Origin of the sequence: Paenibacillus thiaminolyticus, from assembly GCF_007066085.1 — a bacterium.
GTDB lineage: Bacteria > Bacillota > Bacilli > Paenibacillales > Paenibacillaceae > Paenibacillus_B > Paenibacillus_B thiaminolyticus.
The window spans coordinates 6,090,314-6,106,296 of record NZ_CP041405.1 but is presented as its reverse complement, the minus strand read 5'-3'; the positions used below and the strand labels follow the sequence as shown (position 1 = coordinate 6,106,296).

Genomic DNA, 15,983 nt, shown 5'->3' with positions numbered 1-15,983 from the left:
GCCTTCACGCCTCCCTTCCCGCTTGACCTGCCCCCTGCTTCTTCACCGCGTACTTCCGCAGGCCGTATTGGGCAATGACCTGTTGTTGAATCTGGCTCGTGCCCTCGATAATTTCAAGCACCTTGGCTTCGCGGAACAACCGTTCTGCCGGGTAATCGCTGCGGCAACCGTTGCCGCCATGAATTTGCACGGTGTCGTTCGTCACTTCCACCGCAATTTTCGATGTAAAATACTTGGCGATCGTCGTCTGGTGGATTGCGTCCTCCGCCCCGTTACGGCGCAGTTCCCCCGCGCTGAGACAGAGCGATCGTGCGGCATGAACCTTGGTGACCGCATCCCCTATCATCCCCTTGACCAACTGGAAATGGTGCAGCTTCTCGCCGAATTGCGACCGCGACCGCGCATACGTCACCATCGCCTCCAGCGCTTCCGCCGCGATGGCCGCCCCTGCCCATGCAATGCTGTAGCGGCCATGATCAAGAGCCGTGGAGACGACATAGGTAAAGCCTCCTCCAACGTTGCCGAGCACGTTGTCAGCCGGAACCTCCACTTCATCGAACTGAATCTCGGCGATATGGACCGCGCGGTTGCCAAGCATGCCGCCCATCGGGATGACGCGCACCCCCTCGCGCTCGCGCTCGACGATGAATGACGTGATGTGTCCGGCCGCATCTGCGGCGATGACGACAAAAAAATCGGCGATGGCCGCAAACGATATCCATTTCTTGCTGCCGTTTAATATGTACCGCGCGCCCTCTTTCCGGTAAGTCGTCTGTACGCTTTTGGCATCCGAGCCCACAAGCGGCTCGGACAGGGCAAACGCCCCCAGCTTCTCCGCCCGCGCCATCTGCGGCAGCCAGAGCTGCTTCTGCGCCTCGGTGCCGAACCTCAGCATCGTCTCTCCCAGCAGCGAGGTTTGCACGGTCAGCAGCGCCCTCGTGTTGCTGCACGCTTTGCCGATCTGCTCCGTCAGCAGTCCATATGCCACCGGATCCAGCCCCAAGCCGCCGTACTCCTCCGGCCAACTGGCCGCCAAATACCCGCGCTCGCCCATCTTGGCAATCAGGCTGCGGGGGAGTTCCCCGCTGGCGTCAATCTCTCCGGCTAGCGGCCGAACCTCCCGGGCAGCGAACTGTCTGGCCTCCTCTACGACTTGATCGGCAGACGAGCATGTATGAGCATTCATCCCTTATACCTCCTGCATATGCTTTGCGATGAGACGGACGATGTTGTTGAGTGTGCTGAAATTGGCGATATCCAAATCCTCGTTCCCGACTGTAATCCCGAACTCTTGCTCGATATAGCCAAGCAGCTTCATTGCGAATAAAGAATTGACAAAGCCCATTTGAAAAATATTATCATCGTCGGAGAAGACGGCCTCATCCTCGAATACAACCAGATTGCTTTCAATGAACTCGCGGATTTTTTGCTTGATTTCCATCGCGTTTACCCCTTTCTCCCTGCAACCGTCACCTTCACCTCAATGTAAGGCGGGAACGGTTGAATTTGATTCAACTCATTTTTGAATAAAATATTTCCCTGGCCGTCGTTGGAGACTTCGACAAAATTGGCGAACCGGTACGTGACATACATCATCTTGTTGCGATCGGTCTGTTTGAAGTCTGCCAGCAGCGTTTTCCCTTCCATTTTGGCCTGCTGCATAATATGGGTCAGCATGACAGTGCCCACGCCGCGCGACATCACTCTGCAGGACATAAGCAGCAGCTTCAAATGCCAGCAGTTCTCCTTCAACTCGATGAGAGCGAGACCGATCTTGCCGTAGGATCCGTATTTATCCGTCAGCTCGCACACCAGCAGCATATAGTCCGGAGACTGTCTGATCCTGTCCAGTTCCTCGTAGCTGTAGGTATAACCCGTCGCATTCAACTGATTGGTGCGGACGGTCAGCTCCTCCGCCCGCTTCAAGTCCTCCTCCCTGGCCTCGCTGATGACGAAGCGCATGCCGAGCGATTTCAGGAACGCATCCTGGGGACCTGTAAACTCCTCTTCTTCCTGCTTGCGCTGCATGTCCTCGATATACATGGCGCGGCGGCGCTTCGAGTCTTCCGTGATGAAGCGGGGGTTGAGACGCGGATGATCAAGCAGCGTGCCGTATTCGGCCGCATCTATGCAGGCCACTTCCGGATGGACGCTTTGCACCTCGTCGCGTTCGAAGGGCTGATCGTCAATGAACAGAATCGTATCCTTGCCGATGTTCAAGTTGCCGCATATTTTCTCGATCGATGCCGACTTCGCATTCCAGTTGATTTCCGGATACAGGAAATACGATTCAACGCCGAATTCCCGCAGCTTGCTCATCGCGTGCTCCGCATCGTTCCTGCTCGCAATCGAATGCAGGATGCCCCGCGAGTCCAGTTCCGCCAGAATCTCCCGGATGCGCGGCTTCAGCGCGACCTCGCCCGACTCCAGCAAAATGCCGTCCCACATCGTATGGTCGAGATCCCATACGACGCACTTCACTTCCTTGACCTTTTCCGCGGCCTGGTCCATCGCCTTTTCCTCCCTACTTGTCATAATCGAAAAATCCTTTTCCCGATTTTTTGCCCAAATATCCGGCATCCACCATCTTCACGAGCAGCGGGCAGGGCCGGAACTTCGGATCCTTGTAACTGTCATACAGCACGAGCAGGGAGTTCAGGATCGTATCCAGGCCAATCAGATCGCAGGTGGCAAGCGGCCCCATTTTGTGACCGAAGCCGAGGCGGAAAATTTTATCCACATCCTGCGGCTCGGCTACCCCATCCTGAACCGCCCATACGCATTCGTTAATCGTCAGCATGAGAACGCGGTTCGTCACGAAGCCGGGAAAATCGTTGACGACTACGGGGACTTTATCGAACGAGCGCAAAAACTGTTCTCCGCAAGCTACGGTCTCATCCGACGTGTGCTCTCCCCGAATGACTTCCACGAGTTCCTTCATCGGGACCGGGTTCATGAAATGCATGCCGATGACCTTGTCCGGTCTGGGCATCAACGCGCCTACCTTCGTAATGGAGATGCAGCTCGTATTGACAGCAAAGTACGCATCGATGCCGCATACCTCCGCCAGTTCCGTGTACACCGTCTTCTTCCGCTCCCAATCCTCCGTAATGTTCTCGATGACGAACTGGACGCGCCCGAAGCCGTCATAGCTCGTCGTGAACGTAATCCGGCCGAGCACATCTTCCAAGGCCAACTGCTTCGCCTGCGGCTTGACCATTTTCAACAGCCGGAAATCGGTTCGTATCTTCTCCTGCGCCCGCCGCACGGCGTCCTCGCTGATATCTTTCAGCACCACCTCGTATCCGTAGCAAGCGAGATCCAGGGCGACATCGCTTCCCATTACACCTGCTCCGACGACTCCAACGGTTTGTATCATGGTTCACGGCTCCTTTTTTGCGGACATCTGAAATTGTGGACTGCATAATGCCTCATTGATGAGCGACACCACCTGAACGACATGTTCATTAATGAAAAAGTGGCCTCCCTCGAATTCATAAAAACGACAAGCCCGGCTGCCATATCTGGACCACTCCGACAGGTTGTAGCCGGCGGTGGCCCTATCTTCTGTGCCGCTCAGCACGGACATATTGCAGTGAATCTGATCCGGCTTATCCTCAAAGCGGTGCGTCTCGACCAACTCCAAGTCTCTGCGCAGCACCGGCAAAAACAGCCGCAGCAGATCTTCCCGCTCGAGGAGTTCTCCCTCGGTTCCTCCCAACCGCTTGATTTCCTCACGCAGCCTGTCGTCAGACAGCGAATGGAGGATGTTGATCTTCTGGGCATGGGGAGGATAGGTTCCCGATACGAAAAGATGAACCGGTTCCCGCCCCCTTCTCCGCTTGATGGCATGCGCCAGTTCGTAACCGACAAGCGCTCCCATGCTGTGACCGAAGAGAGCGAAGTCGGAGCCGTCCAATTGCTGCTCCAGGCATCCGCATAAATCGTCGATCATTTCATCCAGGCTGCCGTAATGGGGCTCAGCCAATCTTTTTCCCCGGCCGGCCGGCTCAAGCGGATGCAATTCAATGCCGTCGCGCAGGTAACGCTTCCACCGCATGTAGATGGTAGCGGAACCGCCGGCATGGGGCAGGCAAAACAGCTTGCATTTCATTTACTTCACCTCCTCAGCGGGGATGGGCAGGGGCGGACGCCTCACCTTGGGCATCAGCCAGACCGCGGCAAAGAACAGGAAGGCGATTCCAACGGCAAGGTAGAACGCATAGATGAACCAGATGACGCTGACGGGAGACCATACCGCAGCTACATCGAGCGGCAGGCCCGCCAAAACCTTGTCAAGCAGGTTCCCGATTCCCCAGAAGCATGCGCCCGCTATCAGTGTTGCGGCGCCGATGACGACGAGCCGCCTTCCCCGCGGCGGGATGAAGGCGCGCCGCTTGCGGCGCAATTGGAGCGGGATGCGAATCGCAGACGCTGCCGTAACAACCAGGCTGACGGCAATGATCGCCAGCCCAACCATGGCCATCCTGTCGAGCTGCGGGTAGAAGTCGGCCTGGGCAGGCGGCGGCTCCCGTTCCCGCAGCAGACTCATCAAGCCGGTGCCAATGTGAAACGTGTACGCGGAATTGATATTGGCAAGCACGCCTACGCCAAGCCGCTCCTGCGGCCGGATGATGACATATGACGAGAAGTTGGGGTTGGAGCCTTGGTGCGAAAGTTCCATCCCGTCGGTTGACACGAACCACCCTGCGGCATAATAAGCGCCATTCTCATCCGGCCCCACGGTCGTATCGGGCCGGTGCGACCGTTCGATTAGCGCCCGGTCGCTTGCGGATATGCCGGCCGCTCCCAGCTGAAGCAGCAGCCACCGCCCGATATCGTCCGCATTGGAGATCAAGTAGCCGGCAGGCGTGTTCCCCCTGTACTCGGGAGCCTCATACCTCCGCGGCGAACCGAACCCGATCTTGTAGCCTGCGGCCAGCTGCTGGCGATCGTTCAGCTGCGCCAACGGTACGGTGTCATTCAATCCAAGCCGCTGCAGCATTCGGGACATATAGGCCTCATAAGACATGCCTGATACTTCCTGGATAATCAGGCCCAGAACATCATAATTAATGGTGGCATATTGATACTTGGTTCCCGGAATGGTATCCAGTTCGGTTCCCGACAGAGCCCGCACCGTGCGTTGCAGCGCTTGCTCTCCCGAATCCGCCGGAATCGACGCGATCGAGGAGAACGGCACCCCGCTCGTATGATGCAGCAGTTGGGCGAGCGTCACCTTGGCCGGCTCCCCTTCATAATTCAATTGGAGCCACGGAAGGTAGCGGGCGATCGGGTCGTCGAGCCGGAGCGATCCCTGCTGCTCCAGTTCCAGCAAGGCCAAGCCGGTAAACGCTTTGGAGGTCGAGCCCAATTGAAACAAAGTCGAGCTTGTTGCCGGAATTCCGGCCTCCCGATCGGCCAGCCCGAAGCCCTTCGCATAGACCACCTGATCTCCGCTCACGATGACAACCGTGGCGCCGGGACTGTGCGCCTTCTCCAGCTCGGCCTGCACGAACCGCTCAATAGCGGCTTCGTCCGCAACCGGCCGCCCTGGCGGAGAAGGAGCTCCCTCTTCGGCGGCTAGCACTGCCGGACTGATAAGCAGCGCCGCGATAAATAGATAAACGGCAAGCTTCTTCATCACGTTCCTTCTCCCCTCATGAACTGAAGAGAACGTTCAGCTCGTCTTCGGTGAGCTTCACCGTCTCGAAGTCGGATGGCGTAAAGTAGGACTGCCCCGTCTCCGCACACAGGCTAATTACTCCAATCAGCCGCTGCATCAGAGCATCCATGAACGCCTCCATCGACTGCGGCTTGAACTTGGCCGTACTGTATGCCAGCCGGACTTGGAGCTTGTTGTCAATCACGATGGCCACGACATCGGCCAAGCAAGTCAGCCGGTTGCTCGCACAGCTATCGCTTCCCGTGTCCTTATCGGCAATTTCCAGCACGGGGCTCTGCAGATGATTGTCGATCTCCCCCATGTAATTGAAGCGAAGCAAGCTCCTGCCCCCCTCCGGGATGAGGCCGGAGATGTATGACATGATGCCATAATCAATTCCCTTGTTCGGAATGGAGCGAAGCTGTTCCTTGACGCTCTTGATGATGCCGGCAAGCTCTGTGCCAGGCAGGCGGAGGTTGACCGGATACATCGAAGTGAACCAGCCGACCGTTCTGGACACGTCCAGGCTGTCGAACAACTCCTCGCGCCCATGTCCCTCCAGCTCGATCGTGATGTTCTCCTTGCCGGTGAAGCCGCCAAGCGCCATGGCCAAGGAAGCAACCAGCAGCTCGCTTGTCTGCGTGCGGAACGGGGCATTGGCCTCCCGCAGGAGCCTGTGCGTCTCTTCCTTGGACAGTTCCCTGACCAGCGTGCCGCATACGGCATGCCGATCGTCAGCTGCGGGGAAGTCGGCAGTCAAGCTGTCTTCCGCCTCGGCGGAGACCGACTGCCAGTATGCCAAATGCTCGAGTGCCCGATCGCGGCTGTACGCTTCGATGGCGTCTGCCCACGCCTGGACGGAATGCGTTTTGTCCGGCAATGGCAAGCGGGGGCCGCCGAGCATCGATTGCAGCAGCCGATCGAGGTCCTCCAGCAAAATACGCCAAGATACCCCATCGACGACCAAATGATGCGCCGTCAGCAAAAGTGACTGTCCCTGTACGCCTTCATCGAATAAAAGCGATTTAAATAGCAGACCTTGTCCGAGCCGCATACTCGCTTTGAACGACTCGGCGCGCTGCTTCAACTCCGCGGGCCGTTCCTCCTCCGAATGACAGGCAAGATCGCAGCAGGCAATCTCCACGTCATCCCGCTCGACAGTCCGGTATTCCAGGATTCCGGCCGCTTCGTCAACCTGCAGCCTCAATGCGTCATGATGCTGGATTAGCTCGTATAACGCGTCTTGCAGCTGCGCCGCCGTGACCGGATGCTTGAGGCGAACGAGAATCGATTGGGCATAGTAGTGCGGGTTGCTCCATGGCTGGCGGAAAAACCAGGACGTGATCGGCAGCGGCTTGACCGCCCCTGTGCACGGGCCTTGCGCAACCGGTTCAGACTGATTCATGTCCATCAGCGCGGCCAGCTCGTGGATAACCGGGTAGCTCAAAATCTGCTGCACCTTTAGCCTATAGCCGGCTGCGGTAACTCGCGATGCAATTTGGATCGCCTTGATCGAATCGCCGCCCATATGATAAAAATTGTCGTGAACTCCGATATGATCCGCCTGCAGCACGTCCTTGAAAATATCCGTCAATAACGCCGCAAGAGGACCGGATGCATCGGCATCGTGCTGTTCAGGCGCCTGCTCCGGAGCAGGCAAACGCTGGCGATCGACTTTGCCGTTCGGCGTAAGCGGCAGTTGATCGAGCCGGACAAAATAGGCCGGAATCATATAGGAAGGCAGTACCTCCGCCAGCTTCATCCGCAGTTCCAAAGCGGTAAGCCGCCCCGCCGCAACGAAATAAGCGGCGAGATGCTGCTGCCCGTCTTCCCCGGTCCAATCCACCACGACCGCTTCTTCAATCGGGGGCAGGGCAAGCAGCTGATGCTCGATTTCCCCCATTTCAATGCGGTACCCTTTTATTTTCACTTGGTGATCGCTTCGCCCCAGATATACGATATCGCCATGATGATGCCGCATGGCCAAGTCACCGCTCCGGTACATTCTCTTGCCGGACAGGAACGGGTTGTCCACAAAACGCTCCTGCGTCAGTTCCGGTCTATGCAAGTAGCCGCGGGCGACGCCGTCCCCCGAAATATATAGCTCGCCCATTGTCCCGTTCGGGACCGGTTCCAGCCTCTGATCGAGCAAATAAATTTGCACATTGTCAATCGGCTGCCCGATCGGCACGGATGATCCCTTGTCCCGTTCCGGATCGAACTGGTAAATCATGCAGCCGACCACCGTTTCGGTCGGTCCGTACTCGTTGTAAATAGCAATTCCGCCGCAGGCCTGTTCATGAATGTGACGGGCGAGCGCGCACTTCAAATCCTCGCCACCCACAATGAATGTCCGGACGGCGGATGCGCTCAAATCGACGTCTTTGATCAGTGCCAGATGTGCCGGCGTCAGCTTGATGACCGTTGCCTTGTTGTCGCGTAAAATACGGTGAATAATGAATTCGTTCCCGTTATCCTCATAGATTTCGATCCGGTGGCCGCTAATTAACGGCATAAAGATGGAAGTCACCGTCAAATCGAATGCAATCGAAGAATACAGGGCAACAACTTCGTCGGGGGCGCGAAGATATGTCTTGCTGGCCCACCAAATATAGTTCACCAAGCCGCGGTGTTCGATCATCGTCCCTTTCGGGTTCCCCGTGGAACCCGAGGTATAAATGATATAGACCAAATCGTCTGCCGCTCCCTGTCCCGGCAGATTGCTCCCGTCGGCTTCGTACATTCGTTCGTCATCGAGGTCAATAACGGCGCCGTCATACGACAAGCGCTCCCATTCGCTGCCGTGCGTCAGCAGATGCGCAGCCCCGCTGTCCCGCAATATATATTCGATCCGTTCCTGCGGGTAATCGGGGTCAATCGGAAGATACGCAGCTCCCGCCTTGATGACCGCCCATATTCCGACCACGATCGAGAGCGAGTGCCGCCCCATGACGGCCGCTGGCGTATGCGGGCCAATCCCGCTCTTCAGCAGCATGCGGGCCAGCCGATTGGCCCGGGCATTCAATTCTTCATATGTGAGTGTTTGCCCGTCGCAGGCGACGGCGATGCGGTCCGGTGTCCGTTCGACTTGTTCTTCGAACAGCTGCAATATCGTTGCGGACACGGGATATTCACGATCCGTCCGGTTGCAGGCGTATAGCAGCTCCGTGCGCTCCCCTGGCAGCAGCAGCTGCACATCGCGGATGGCGGCCTCCGGACGGCTTACGACTTGATCGGCTATATAATGCAGGCGACGGTACATCTCTTCGATGTGCGAATCCGTATAATCGCCTGTTTTATAATCGAAATACAGCTCCAGCCCTTCATTCGGCGACCATTCGGTGACGATGAGCTGCAAGGGATACAATTGGCTGCCGTTATGCGCTTCGATTTGCTGCATTTTCCATCCGGGGCCGAAGCTCTGATCGAATGCGGTATTGTAATAGTTCACGCATACTTGAAATAGTTGATCCAATCCCCGTTTCTGAAGCTGAAGGTCCTGCACGAGCAAATTGTAAGGATATTTCTGATGAAAATAACATTGGATGAGTTCATGATTGATGTTATGTAGGAACGTGGAGAATGATGTATCGCGTTCGATGTCAGCCAGGAACGGCATCGTACTGGTAAACATGCCGAATGTGTTTTTTTCCTTGGCTCCGGTACGATTCAATACAGGTGTGCCTATCATGATGCGGTCTTGGTGAGTTGCTTTGTGGAGGTAAATGAGCATCGCTGCTATAAAAAAGGTGTTCAGCGACATTCGATGCGTATGGACGAAGGAGCGAATGGCTTCTGAAGTGTGCGGGCTGATCAGGAATTTTTGACGTTGGCCTGTGGTACCGCTTGCCGTCGTTTGCAAGGCAACGTCATGGACGCTCTCGAATTTTTGTTGCCAGTAGTGTTTATTTTTCGTGAAGCGGGAAGACGACAAATAGGCATGCTCTCGTTCGATATAGTCTACATAGCTGGGCCGGTCTTCCTGCTGAACTGCTTGCCCTTGCATCAACTGCGTATAAATTTGGTTGATGTGCGTGGTCATCAATTGAAAAGACCATCCGTCGGAAATGATATGATGGACTTTCGTCAGATATGCGCTTTCCGTCTCGCTAATTTTTACGAGGGCAAACTCATACAGAGATTCCCCGTCCAGCGGCAGCGGCTTGGCGAACTCCGCGCTGACCCAGGCATCGACATCGATACCGGAGGAACGATCCGTGAAGTCGATGAACGGAAACGTTCGTCTTCGATACGCTGTCACGGTCTGCCACACTGCCTCGTCCCGTTCGATTAGCCGGATGCGGATGGCGTCGTTGTGCTTGACGAACAGATTGATGGATTCCTCAAGCAACTGAAAATCAACAGGGCCGTAAATTTTGATAAGTCCTCCGATGTTGTGAATGCTCGTGCCCGGGTATATGTTTTCCACATACCAGATTCGCTTTTGCGGATGTGTCAACGGGTACAGCGTGGACGCTTCCAGAGAAATGACCTCCAATCGGTTAAGTTACGGATGGTTGAGGAGCAATGCGATGTTCCAGCGCTTCGGCCACGGACTCCAAGATCTGCTTTTCGCTGTCCATAATGGAAGTCATCTCATTGATTCCTTGCTCCAGAATGGCATCGTCTCCGGTCAAGGCGTACTTCATCAGTACATGCCGCAGAGCAAAAGCTTGCTCCTCTATCGGCCGGAAGCACCCTGTAAATGCCGGTGGAAGAAGCTGGCGTTCGCTCAAATAGTCGATGCGCATTCCCATCGTCTTTTTATGTTCCCACAAAATGTGGATAGGCCGAATATCGCGTTTGCGCACCAGCGCCGGCATATTGCGAATTAATGCGGGATATACGTTGACGCCGAATGCCCGCTCCCATGGATCGGCCGTCCCCCGGTGGCGCCAGGAGACATCGCAGCCGGACAGATATTGTTCCAGCGATTCTTGGATGAATGCGGGATCAAGGCTGTAGCTTCCGGTTCTATTGAATTTGTATAAATAGATTTGCTCTTCGTAGCGGTCCGTCCATTCGAGATGCTGGAAGCCTTGCTCCATTTCATGAAACGGCACGAGCGTCTTGCGGAACTGCATCTCCTCGTCATAGCCGAGCACGAAGAATACTCTCTTGCCGTCATCGTAACCATACACCAGAATATCGTGGGCGTAGTGTACCTGGCGATATACACGTCTGCGGGGGATATAGAACTCGTCGACATAGAGAGAAATCGTGTAGCCGGAATTGATACTATTTACTAAAAAATCGACAATTTCTGGATGCGAATCAATCACGTATTCCCGCTCCAGTTTTTGTGTAGTTAGCCACGGACACCGCAGGAAATCCTCTCCGTAAAATGTCAGCGGCACGGATCGGGAAGCACGTTCTCCTTCAAGATCCTGATGGCAATAAAGGTGAATGAAATTGCTGTAAAACCACGGCAAGGCCTCTTGGCGGGCGAGCGCCGTGCATAGGGGGTAGGCCACATACTGATACCCAACAATGGGCGGAATGACGAGTTCCAGTTCCTTGACACCCAAACCGGCAAGCCACCTCTCTCTTAAATTCAATATTATGTAATAAAATGAAACATAATATAATTTTCTTCAATATCGTCGGTTTTCTACTTTTTGTCATGTGCAGAAATAATATTCCCATAGATGTTTATTCTTGTCAATATAGACTAACTATTTTAACATTTATTTCACATCATCTCTTGACGTTATTGTGTCCGTTGCGCCATAAACAAAAAGCCGGCGTCCTTGGCGGCACCGGCTTCACCTTATCGTGTTAAAATATCTTCTTCGCATCCCGCTCTTCCTTCAAAATCTCCACCGCTTCCCTGAACCGGAGCGAGTGAATGACTTCCCGTTCCCGCAAAAATTTCAGAGCGTCCTGCAAATCGACATCATCCGTCATATCGATCAGCCATTGATACGTCGCCCGCGCCTTCTCCTCGGCAGCGATATCCTCGTACAAGTCGGCGATCGGATCGCCCTTCGCCTGAATATAGGCCGCCGTCCAGGGCACCCCGCCCGCATTTTCATAGAACAGCGCGCTGTCATGGGAGACATAATGCGCCCCGAGTCCGGCCGCTTCCAATTCCTGCGGTGTCGCGTCCTTGGTCAGCTTGTATACCATGGTGGCAATCATTTCCAAATGGGCGAATTCCTCTGTCCCGATATCGGTAAGCAAGCCGATGACCTTATCCGGAATCGAGTAGCGCTGATTCAAATAGCGAAGCGCCGCCGCCAGCTCCCCGTCGGCTCCGCCGTACTGCTCCAGCAGCAGCTTAGCCATGCGCGGATCGCATTTGCTGACGCGAACCGGATATTGAAGCTTCTTCTCATATACCCACAATGCCGCTTCCCTCCTCACGTTGCTTCCCCGTCTTCCTCGAGACTTCCGTTACACCTGCCACGGCCACGGCGTGTCTGTCCAGGACCAAGGGCATTTCGAATAGAAGCCGCCAGCCTGCAGGGGGCCGAACCTCTCCTGGAAATGCCTCGCCACCTTCATTCGTTCATGAACATAGTGATTGAACTGCTGGATCGCCTGATTGTCTTCGGGATGCGTATCCAGATACAGATTCAGCTCGATCAGCACAAAATCGATTTCCTGCAGCTGCAGCAGGCTGTCATAGTACTCCTGAGTGCAGAACGGGTGCGTGCCATGTGTGCTCAAGCCGTTCCCTCCTCCCGTCTGCCCTTCGGCCGATAAGGGCTGAATAATGCCGGCCACAGCGTTCCGCACCGCAGCGCCTGCGGCGGCGGGAATTGCGGCAAATTCGGGGGCTGAAACGTAATGAACAAGTTCGGCGGCACGACATAGGTCTTGTAGGGCAGCGGCGGGCAAGGATCCCATGGCCCCCGGAACGGTATATAGTACCTTTCCTGCGAATGCGCTCCCGGCCCGCATGCGGACGGCATCGCTGCCGGCTCGGCCCAGCCACGCGCTTGCTCGTTCTCCATGATGCTCGGTAACCTCCTTTATCAAACGGATAAATAACGCTTTACTTCCTACTCATATGAGCTATCTGGAATGTCCCATGACAGGAAATAAGCCGCTCAGCAGCAATGGGGCTGCTGAACGGCTTGCCCGTTCATCGCTTCGTCATGGAATTGTCGCCCTGCCGGAGCAGACGGTTGACCGTCTCGCGCCGCACTCCGATCAGCTGCCCGATCTCTTCTTGCGTCAGCATATCGGTAAGCGGGGTCTTGTTCGTCATGCTGTCCAGCCACCGGGTCAGCAGCGCCAGCCGCTCGGCGGGCGATCCAATCGTCAGATGATCGAGCCGCTGCTGCATGAAGCGAAGCTTCTCCTGCAGCAGCTTGGCGACTTCGAGCGCTTTCCCGGAATCGTTCCGCAGCTCCTCATACCACGCCTCCGCTTCTATCCGCTCGACCGTGCCGGTTACCATAGCCGTCGCCGTCCCATGGCAATCCTTCGGGGAGATAAGGGAATGATGCGGCACCATCTCGCCCGGATACAATATATTGAACAGCACGATGTTCCCGTTCTCATGCAGCCGGGTCACTTTGAACAAGCCGCTCACAATCCGGTACAGATACGTGCCCGGATCGCCTTGGCGGAATAATATCTCCCCGCGATGCAGTGTAATCTTCATTCCTGCTCACTCCTTCTTCCATCCCGGCTCTTTCCTTTTCCTCTGTTTTTATTGTAAACCATTTTGACCCCTTCCACCATCATTTACCCATTGAAACCAGAATGTTTGTTCGCTATATTAGTTATAAAATAGAACGCAGGTTCGTATAATGAGGTTATAAGCAGATCCGCGCTCCCCTTCCCAATCCGGGGGGGGCCGCATGGATGGATGTTACCCAAGGAGGAACCCGGTATGACTTTATTGTCCGCGACAAGCGGGCCTCCGCCTCATGACGGGGAAGACGCCCTGCTGGTGAAGCAGTATACCCTTCAGACCCTCGTCCTCGACGTGCTTGAGCGCGATATCAGCCGCATTGCCGTCTCGGGGCTGAAGATGGGAGAAATTTATATCCAGGGGCTGCGCCAGGCGCAGGATGACGCCGCCTCCGATCTGTTCCGCATCCGGAAGCAGTTCCGGCATCGCGGGATTAAGATCGTGTCCGAGGAGCGGCTGGAGCACGGCGTTCGCGTGCAGTACGTGTGCCGGGGCTATCACCGCTCCTTCTACATGCTTCGCGGCCTGATCCGGGCCGAGGTGAAGAGCCTGCTGCAGCGCTATTTGCACATCTGTGACCCGGGGGAACCGGAGGGGAGCGCAGACAGCTAAGCCGCAGCACAGGCGGCGGAACGGCATCCGTTCCGCTCCATAGCACAGCCCCATACCGCTGCTTATCGGAACGAAGCTCCGGCAAGCCGGCGGTCTTGTTTTTATAAGCGCGAACCGCCATCCGATTCCATAAACTTCATTTGCATAGAGAATATATGTTCGGTATATAATAAATACGAATGCACGTTCTTATTTTTAGACTCGATTGGTTGAGGTGGTTACATTGAGCGGAAGCAAGGAACGGATTATCTTTTTGGCGGACTGCCAAAGCTTCTATGCCAGCGTGGAAAAAGCGGAGCACCCGGAATATAAACATATGCCGCTCGTTGTGTCCGGGGATCCCGCGCGCCGATCGGGAATCATTCTGGCCGCTTGCCCGATAGCCAAAAGCTATGGAGTAACAACGGCGGAACGGCTTGGGGAAGCCCTGAACAAATGCCCCCGCCTGATCGTGATGCGCCCCCGCATGCAACATTATATTGACGTCTCGCTGCTCATTACGCGAATTTATGAACAATTCACCGATCTCGTCGAAACGTTCAGCGTCGATGAGCAATTTCTCGATGTGACCGGCAGCCGGGCGCTGTTCGGAGACCCTGTCACCATGGCCAGAGAGATTCAGCGCAGCGTGCTCGACCAGACCGGAGTATGGATCCGGATCGGGATCAGCTCCAATAAAATACTGGCCAAGATGGCAACGGATATATGGGCCAAGAAAAACAAAGAGGGCATCTTCGCCCTGACTCCCTCCGACATCGAGACGCTGCTGTGGTCTCAGCCTGTCAACAAAATGTTCGGTGTCGGCTCCCGCATGACGGCCCATTTTGCCCGCCTGGGCATGACGACTATCGGAGATATCGCCAGAACCCCGCTGCCGCAGCTCAAAGACAAGTTCCGCGCCCGCTTCGGCAAGCAGTCGGATATTCATGCCGAAGTGATGTGGCGCACCGCCAACGGCCTCGATGACAGCCCCGTCTCCCCGGATACGTTCCGTACGCCGCCGCAATCGGTCGGCCATATGATGACCTTGCCGCGGGACTACGCCACGGAATCGGAAGTGAATACGATTCTGCTCGAGCTTACGGAGGACGTGTGCCGGGATTGCCGGCGCAAAGGATATATGGGCTCGGTGGTCACGGTCAGCTGCATGTGCAGCCCGTACGAAGCGCCGACGGGGTTCTCCCGCCAAATGACGATGCCGGATCCGACAAATAATACGAACAAAGTCTTTGCCGCGGCCAAGCAGATTTTCTATACGTTCTGGAACCGCAGGCCAGTCCGCCGCGCCGGCATCACGTTAAGCAAGCTGGTGGACGATCAACTGTATCAGCTTACCTTGTTCGAGGATCAGGAAAAAACCAGAGCACTGGAGAAGGCTACGGACGGCATCAAGGAACGGTACGGCAATGCGGCGATCGTTCGCGCCTCCTCCCTGACCGACGCCGGTCAGGCAGCAGACCGGGCGGCCAAAATCGGGGGGCATTATAAATGAGCAAAAAACTCCAAAAAAACGGTCTGTGGGAATCGAGCAGAATGATGCTTCCCCAGCATAAGGAAGCCTTGTTGAATCGCCGCCTCGACCTCGATCAGCCCGCCCAGCCTGCTCCCCCTGTTCCGCCCTCCCCTCCGAAGCGGGAAGAGCTGGAGCTGATGAAAAATTATGTCATGCTCTCCCATCTGCAGACGATGGTGACCCGAAAAATCCGGGATATCGAGCGCTCCTCCGAAACGCTGAAGTCGCTCTATTCCCAGGCCGCCCAGATTCTCGCCCTGCATATTGACCGGGATTTATCCAAGGCAGGACGCGCCATGCTGGACAAGAACATCCATCTGTTCGCAGGGGAGCACGACGGCCAGGCGATTACGTACCCTTATACATGCCGCGGCCATAAGGGCAGCTTCCTCATTACGCGGGAATATATGCGGGCCGATATGAGCAAGAGGCTGGGCAGATATACCGATCATCTGGTCGCGGCTCTCCGGAATTCCTCCATCCGGGCGTGACTAGGGACCGGCAACGTCGAGGCTTGGCTGATCCGGGGACGGTCATTGGAGGAG

General features: G+C 55.8%; 15 protein-coding genes. 3 read left to right on the top strand and 12 right to left on the bottom strand.

Annotated features, from left to right (window positions below):
- Positions 1-4: 4 nt before the first annotated feature.
- The 12 genes from FLT43_RS26940 to FLT43_RS26885 form a co-directional block, all read right to left on the bottom strand.
- Positions 5-1,186, bottom strand: a complete 1,182-nt coding sequence (locus FLT43_RS26940) for an acyl-CoA dehydrogenase family protein (protein ID WP_087442971.1) — start codon at positions 1,184-1,186, stop codon at positions 5-7.
- A 3-nt stretch (positions 1,187-1,189) separates the two neighbouring features.
- Positions 1,190-1,441, bottom strand: a complete 252-nt coding sequence (locus tag FLT43_RS26935; RefSeq protein ID WP_087442970.1) for an acyl carrier protein — start codon at positions 1,439-1,441, stop codon at positions 1,190-1,192.
- A gap of 5 nt (positions 1,442-1,446) precedes the next feature.
- Positions 1,447-2,511, bottom strand: coding sequence for an HAD-IIIC family phosphatase (locus FLT43_RS26930; RefSeq protein ID WP_087442969.1), 1,065 nt, complete (start codon positions 2,509-2,511; stop codon positions 1,447-1,449).
- Between the two features lie 13 nt (positions 2,512-2,524).
- Positions 2,525-3,379: a 3-hydroxyacyl-CoA dehydrogenase family protein gene (locus FLT43_RS26925; protein WP_087442968.1), complete on the bottom strand. Its 855-nt coding sequence runs from the start codon at positions 3,377-3,379 to the stop codon at positions 2,525-2,527.
- Positions 3,380-3,382: 3 nt separating this feature from the next.
- Complete coding sequence (locus FLT43_RS26920; protein WP_087442967.1) at positions 3,383-4,114, bottom strand: thioesterase II family protein; 732 nt, start codon at positions 4,112-4,114, stop codon at positions 3,383-3,385.
- Positions 4,115-5,644: a serine hydrolase domain-containing protein gene (locus FLT43_RS26915; protein WP_087442966.1), complete on the bottom strand. Its 1,530-nt coding sequence runs from the start codon at positions 5,642-5,644 to the stop codon at positions 4,115-4,117.
- Between the two features lie 16 nt (positions 5,645-5,660).
- Entirely contained in the window at positions 5,661-10,124 is a 4,464-nt protein-coding gene (locus FLT43_RS26910) for an amino acid adenylation domain-containing protein (RefSeq protein WP_258558740.1), read from the bottom strand.
- Between the two features lie 43 nt (positions 10,125-10,167).
- The gene (locus tag FLT43_RS26905; RefSeq protein WP_087442964.1) at positions 10,168-11,193 is read right to left on the bottom strand and encodes a cysteine peptidase family C39 domain-containing protein; all 1,026 of its coding nucleotides are present in this window, start codon (positions 11,191-11,193) and stop codon (positions 10,168-10,170) included.
- A 250-nt stretch (positions 11,194-11,443) separates the two neighbouring features.
- Entirely contained in the window at positions 11,444-12,013 is a 570-nt protein-coding gene (locus FLT43_RS26900) for a manganese catalase family protein (protein WP_087442963.1), read from the bottom strand.
- 48 nt (positions 12,014-12,061) lie between these two features.
- Entirely contained in the window at positions 12,062-12,337 is a 276-nt protein-coding gene (locus tag FLT43_RS26895) for a spore coat protein CotJB (protein WP_087442962.1), read from the bottom strand.
- On the bottom strand, positions 12,334-12,624 hold the full coding sequence (locus tag FLT43_RS26890; RefSeq protein ID WP_373994918.1) for a spore coat associated protein CotJA: 291 nt from the start codon (positions 12,622-12,624) through the stop codon (positions 12,334-12,336). The genes FLT43_RS26895 and FLT43_RS26890 overlap by 4 nt, the downstream gene beginning before the upstream one ends.
- A 131-nt stretch (positions 12,625-12,755) precedes the next feature.
- Positions 12,756-13,280 carry a Crp/Fnr family transcriptional regulator gene (locus FLT43_RS26885; RefSeq protein WP_087442961.1) on the bottom strand — a complete coding sequence of 175 codons (525 nt, stop codon included), beginning with the start codon at positions 13,278-13,280 and terminating at the stop codon, positions 12,756-12,758.
- Between the two features lie 231 nt (positions 13,281-13,511).
- Between FLT43_RS26885 and FLT43_RS26880 the strand changes: the two genes are divergently transcribed.
- From FLT43_RS26880 to FLT43_RS26870, 3 genes are all read left to right on the top strand, one after another.
- Positions 13,512-13,925 (top strand): YhjD family protein, encoded by a 414-nt coding sequence (locus FLT43_RS26880; protein ID WP_087442960.1) that lies wholly within the window; start codon positions 13,512-13,514, stop codon positions 13,923-13,925.
- A 223-nt stretch (positions 13,926-14,148) separates the two neighbouring features.
- Positions 14,149-15,417 (top strand): DNA polymerase IV, encoded by a 1,269-nt coding sequence (locus FLT43_RS26875; RefSeq protein WP_087442959.1) that lies wholly within the window; start codon positions 14,149-14,151, stop codon positions 15,415-15,417.
- Positions 15,414-15,929, top strand: coding sequence for a YhjD family protein (locus FLT43_RS26870; protein WP_087442958.1), 516 nt, complete (start codon positions 15,414-15,416; stop codon positions 15,927-15,929). The genes FLT43_RS26875 and FLT43_RS26870 overlap by 4 nt, the downstream gene beginning before the upstream one ends.
- The last annotated feature ends 54 nt before the right edge of the window (positions 15,930-15,983 follow it).

Excerpts from the sequence above, each read along its gene's own strand:
- FLT43_RS26940 (WP_087442971.1), bottom strand. The coding sequence starts at position 1,186 with ATGAATGCTCATACATGCTCGTCTGCCGATCAAGTCGTAGAGGAGGCC.
- FLT43_RS26935 (WP_087442970.1), bottom strand. The coding sequence starts at position 1,441 with ATGGAAATCAAGCAAAAAATCCGCGAGTTCATTGAAAGCAATCTGGTT.
- FLT43_RS26930 (WP_087442969.1), bottom strand. The coding sequence starts at position 2,511 with ATGGACCAGGCCGCGGAAAAGGTCAAGGAAGTGAAGTGCGTCGTATGG.
- FLT43_RS26925 (WP_087442968.1), bottom strand. The coding sequence starts at position 3,379 with ATGATACAAACCGTTGGAGTCGTCGGAGCAGGTGTAATGGGAAGCGAT.
- FLT43_RS26920 (WP_087442967.1), bottom strand. The coding sequence starts at position 4,114 with ATGAAATGCAAGCTGTTTTGCCTGCCCCATGCCGGCGGTTCCGCTACC.
- FLT43_RS26915 (WP_087442966.1), bottom strand. The coding sequence starts at position 5,644 with ATGAAGAAGCTTGCCGTTTATCTATTTATCGCGGCGCTGCTTATCAGT.
- FLT43_RS26890 (WP_373994918.1), bottom strand. The coding sequence starts at position 12,624 with ATGGAGAACGAGCAAGCGCGTGGCTGGGCCGAGCCGGCAGCGATGCCG.
- FLT43_RS26885 (WP_087442961.1), bottom strand. The coding sequence starts at position 13,280 with ATGAAGATTACACTGCATCGCGGGGAGATATTATTCCGCCAAGGCGAT.
- FLT43_RS26880 (WP_087442960.1), top strand. The coding sequence starts at position 13,512 with ATGACTTTATTGTCCGCGACAAGCGGGCCTCCGCCTCATGACGGGGAA.
- FLT43_RS26870 (WP_087442958.1), top strand. The coding sequence starts at position 15,414 with ATGAGCAAAAAACTCCAAAAAAACGGTCTGTGGGAATCGAGCAGAATG.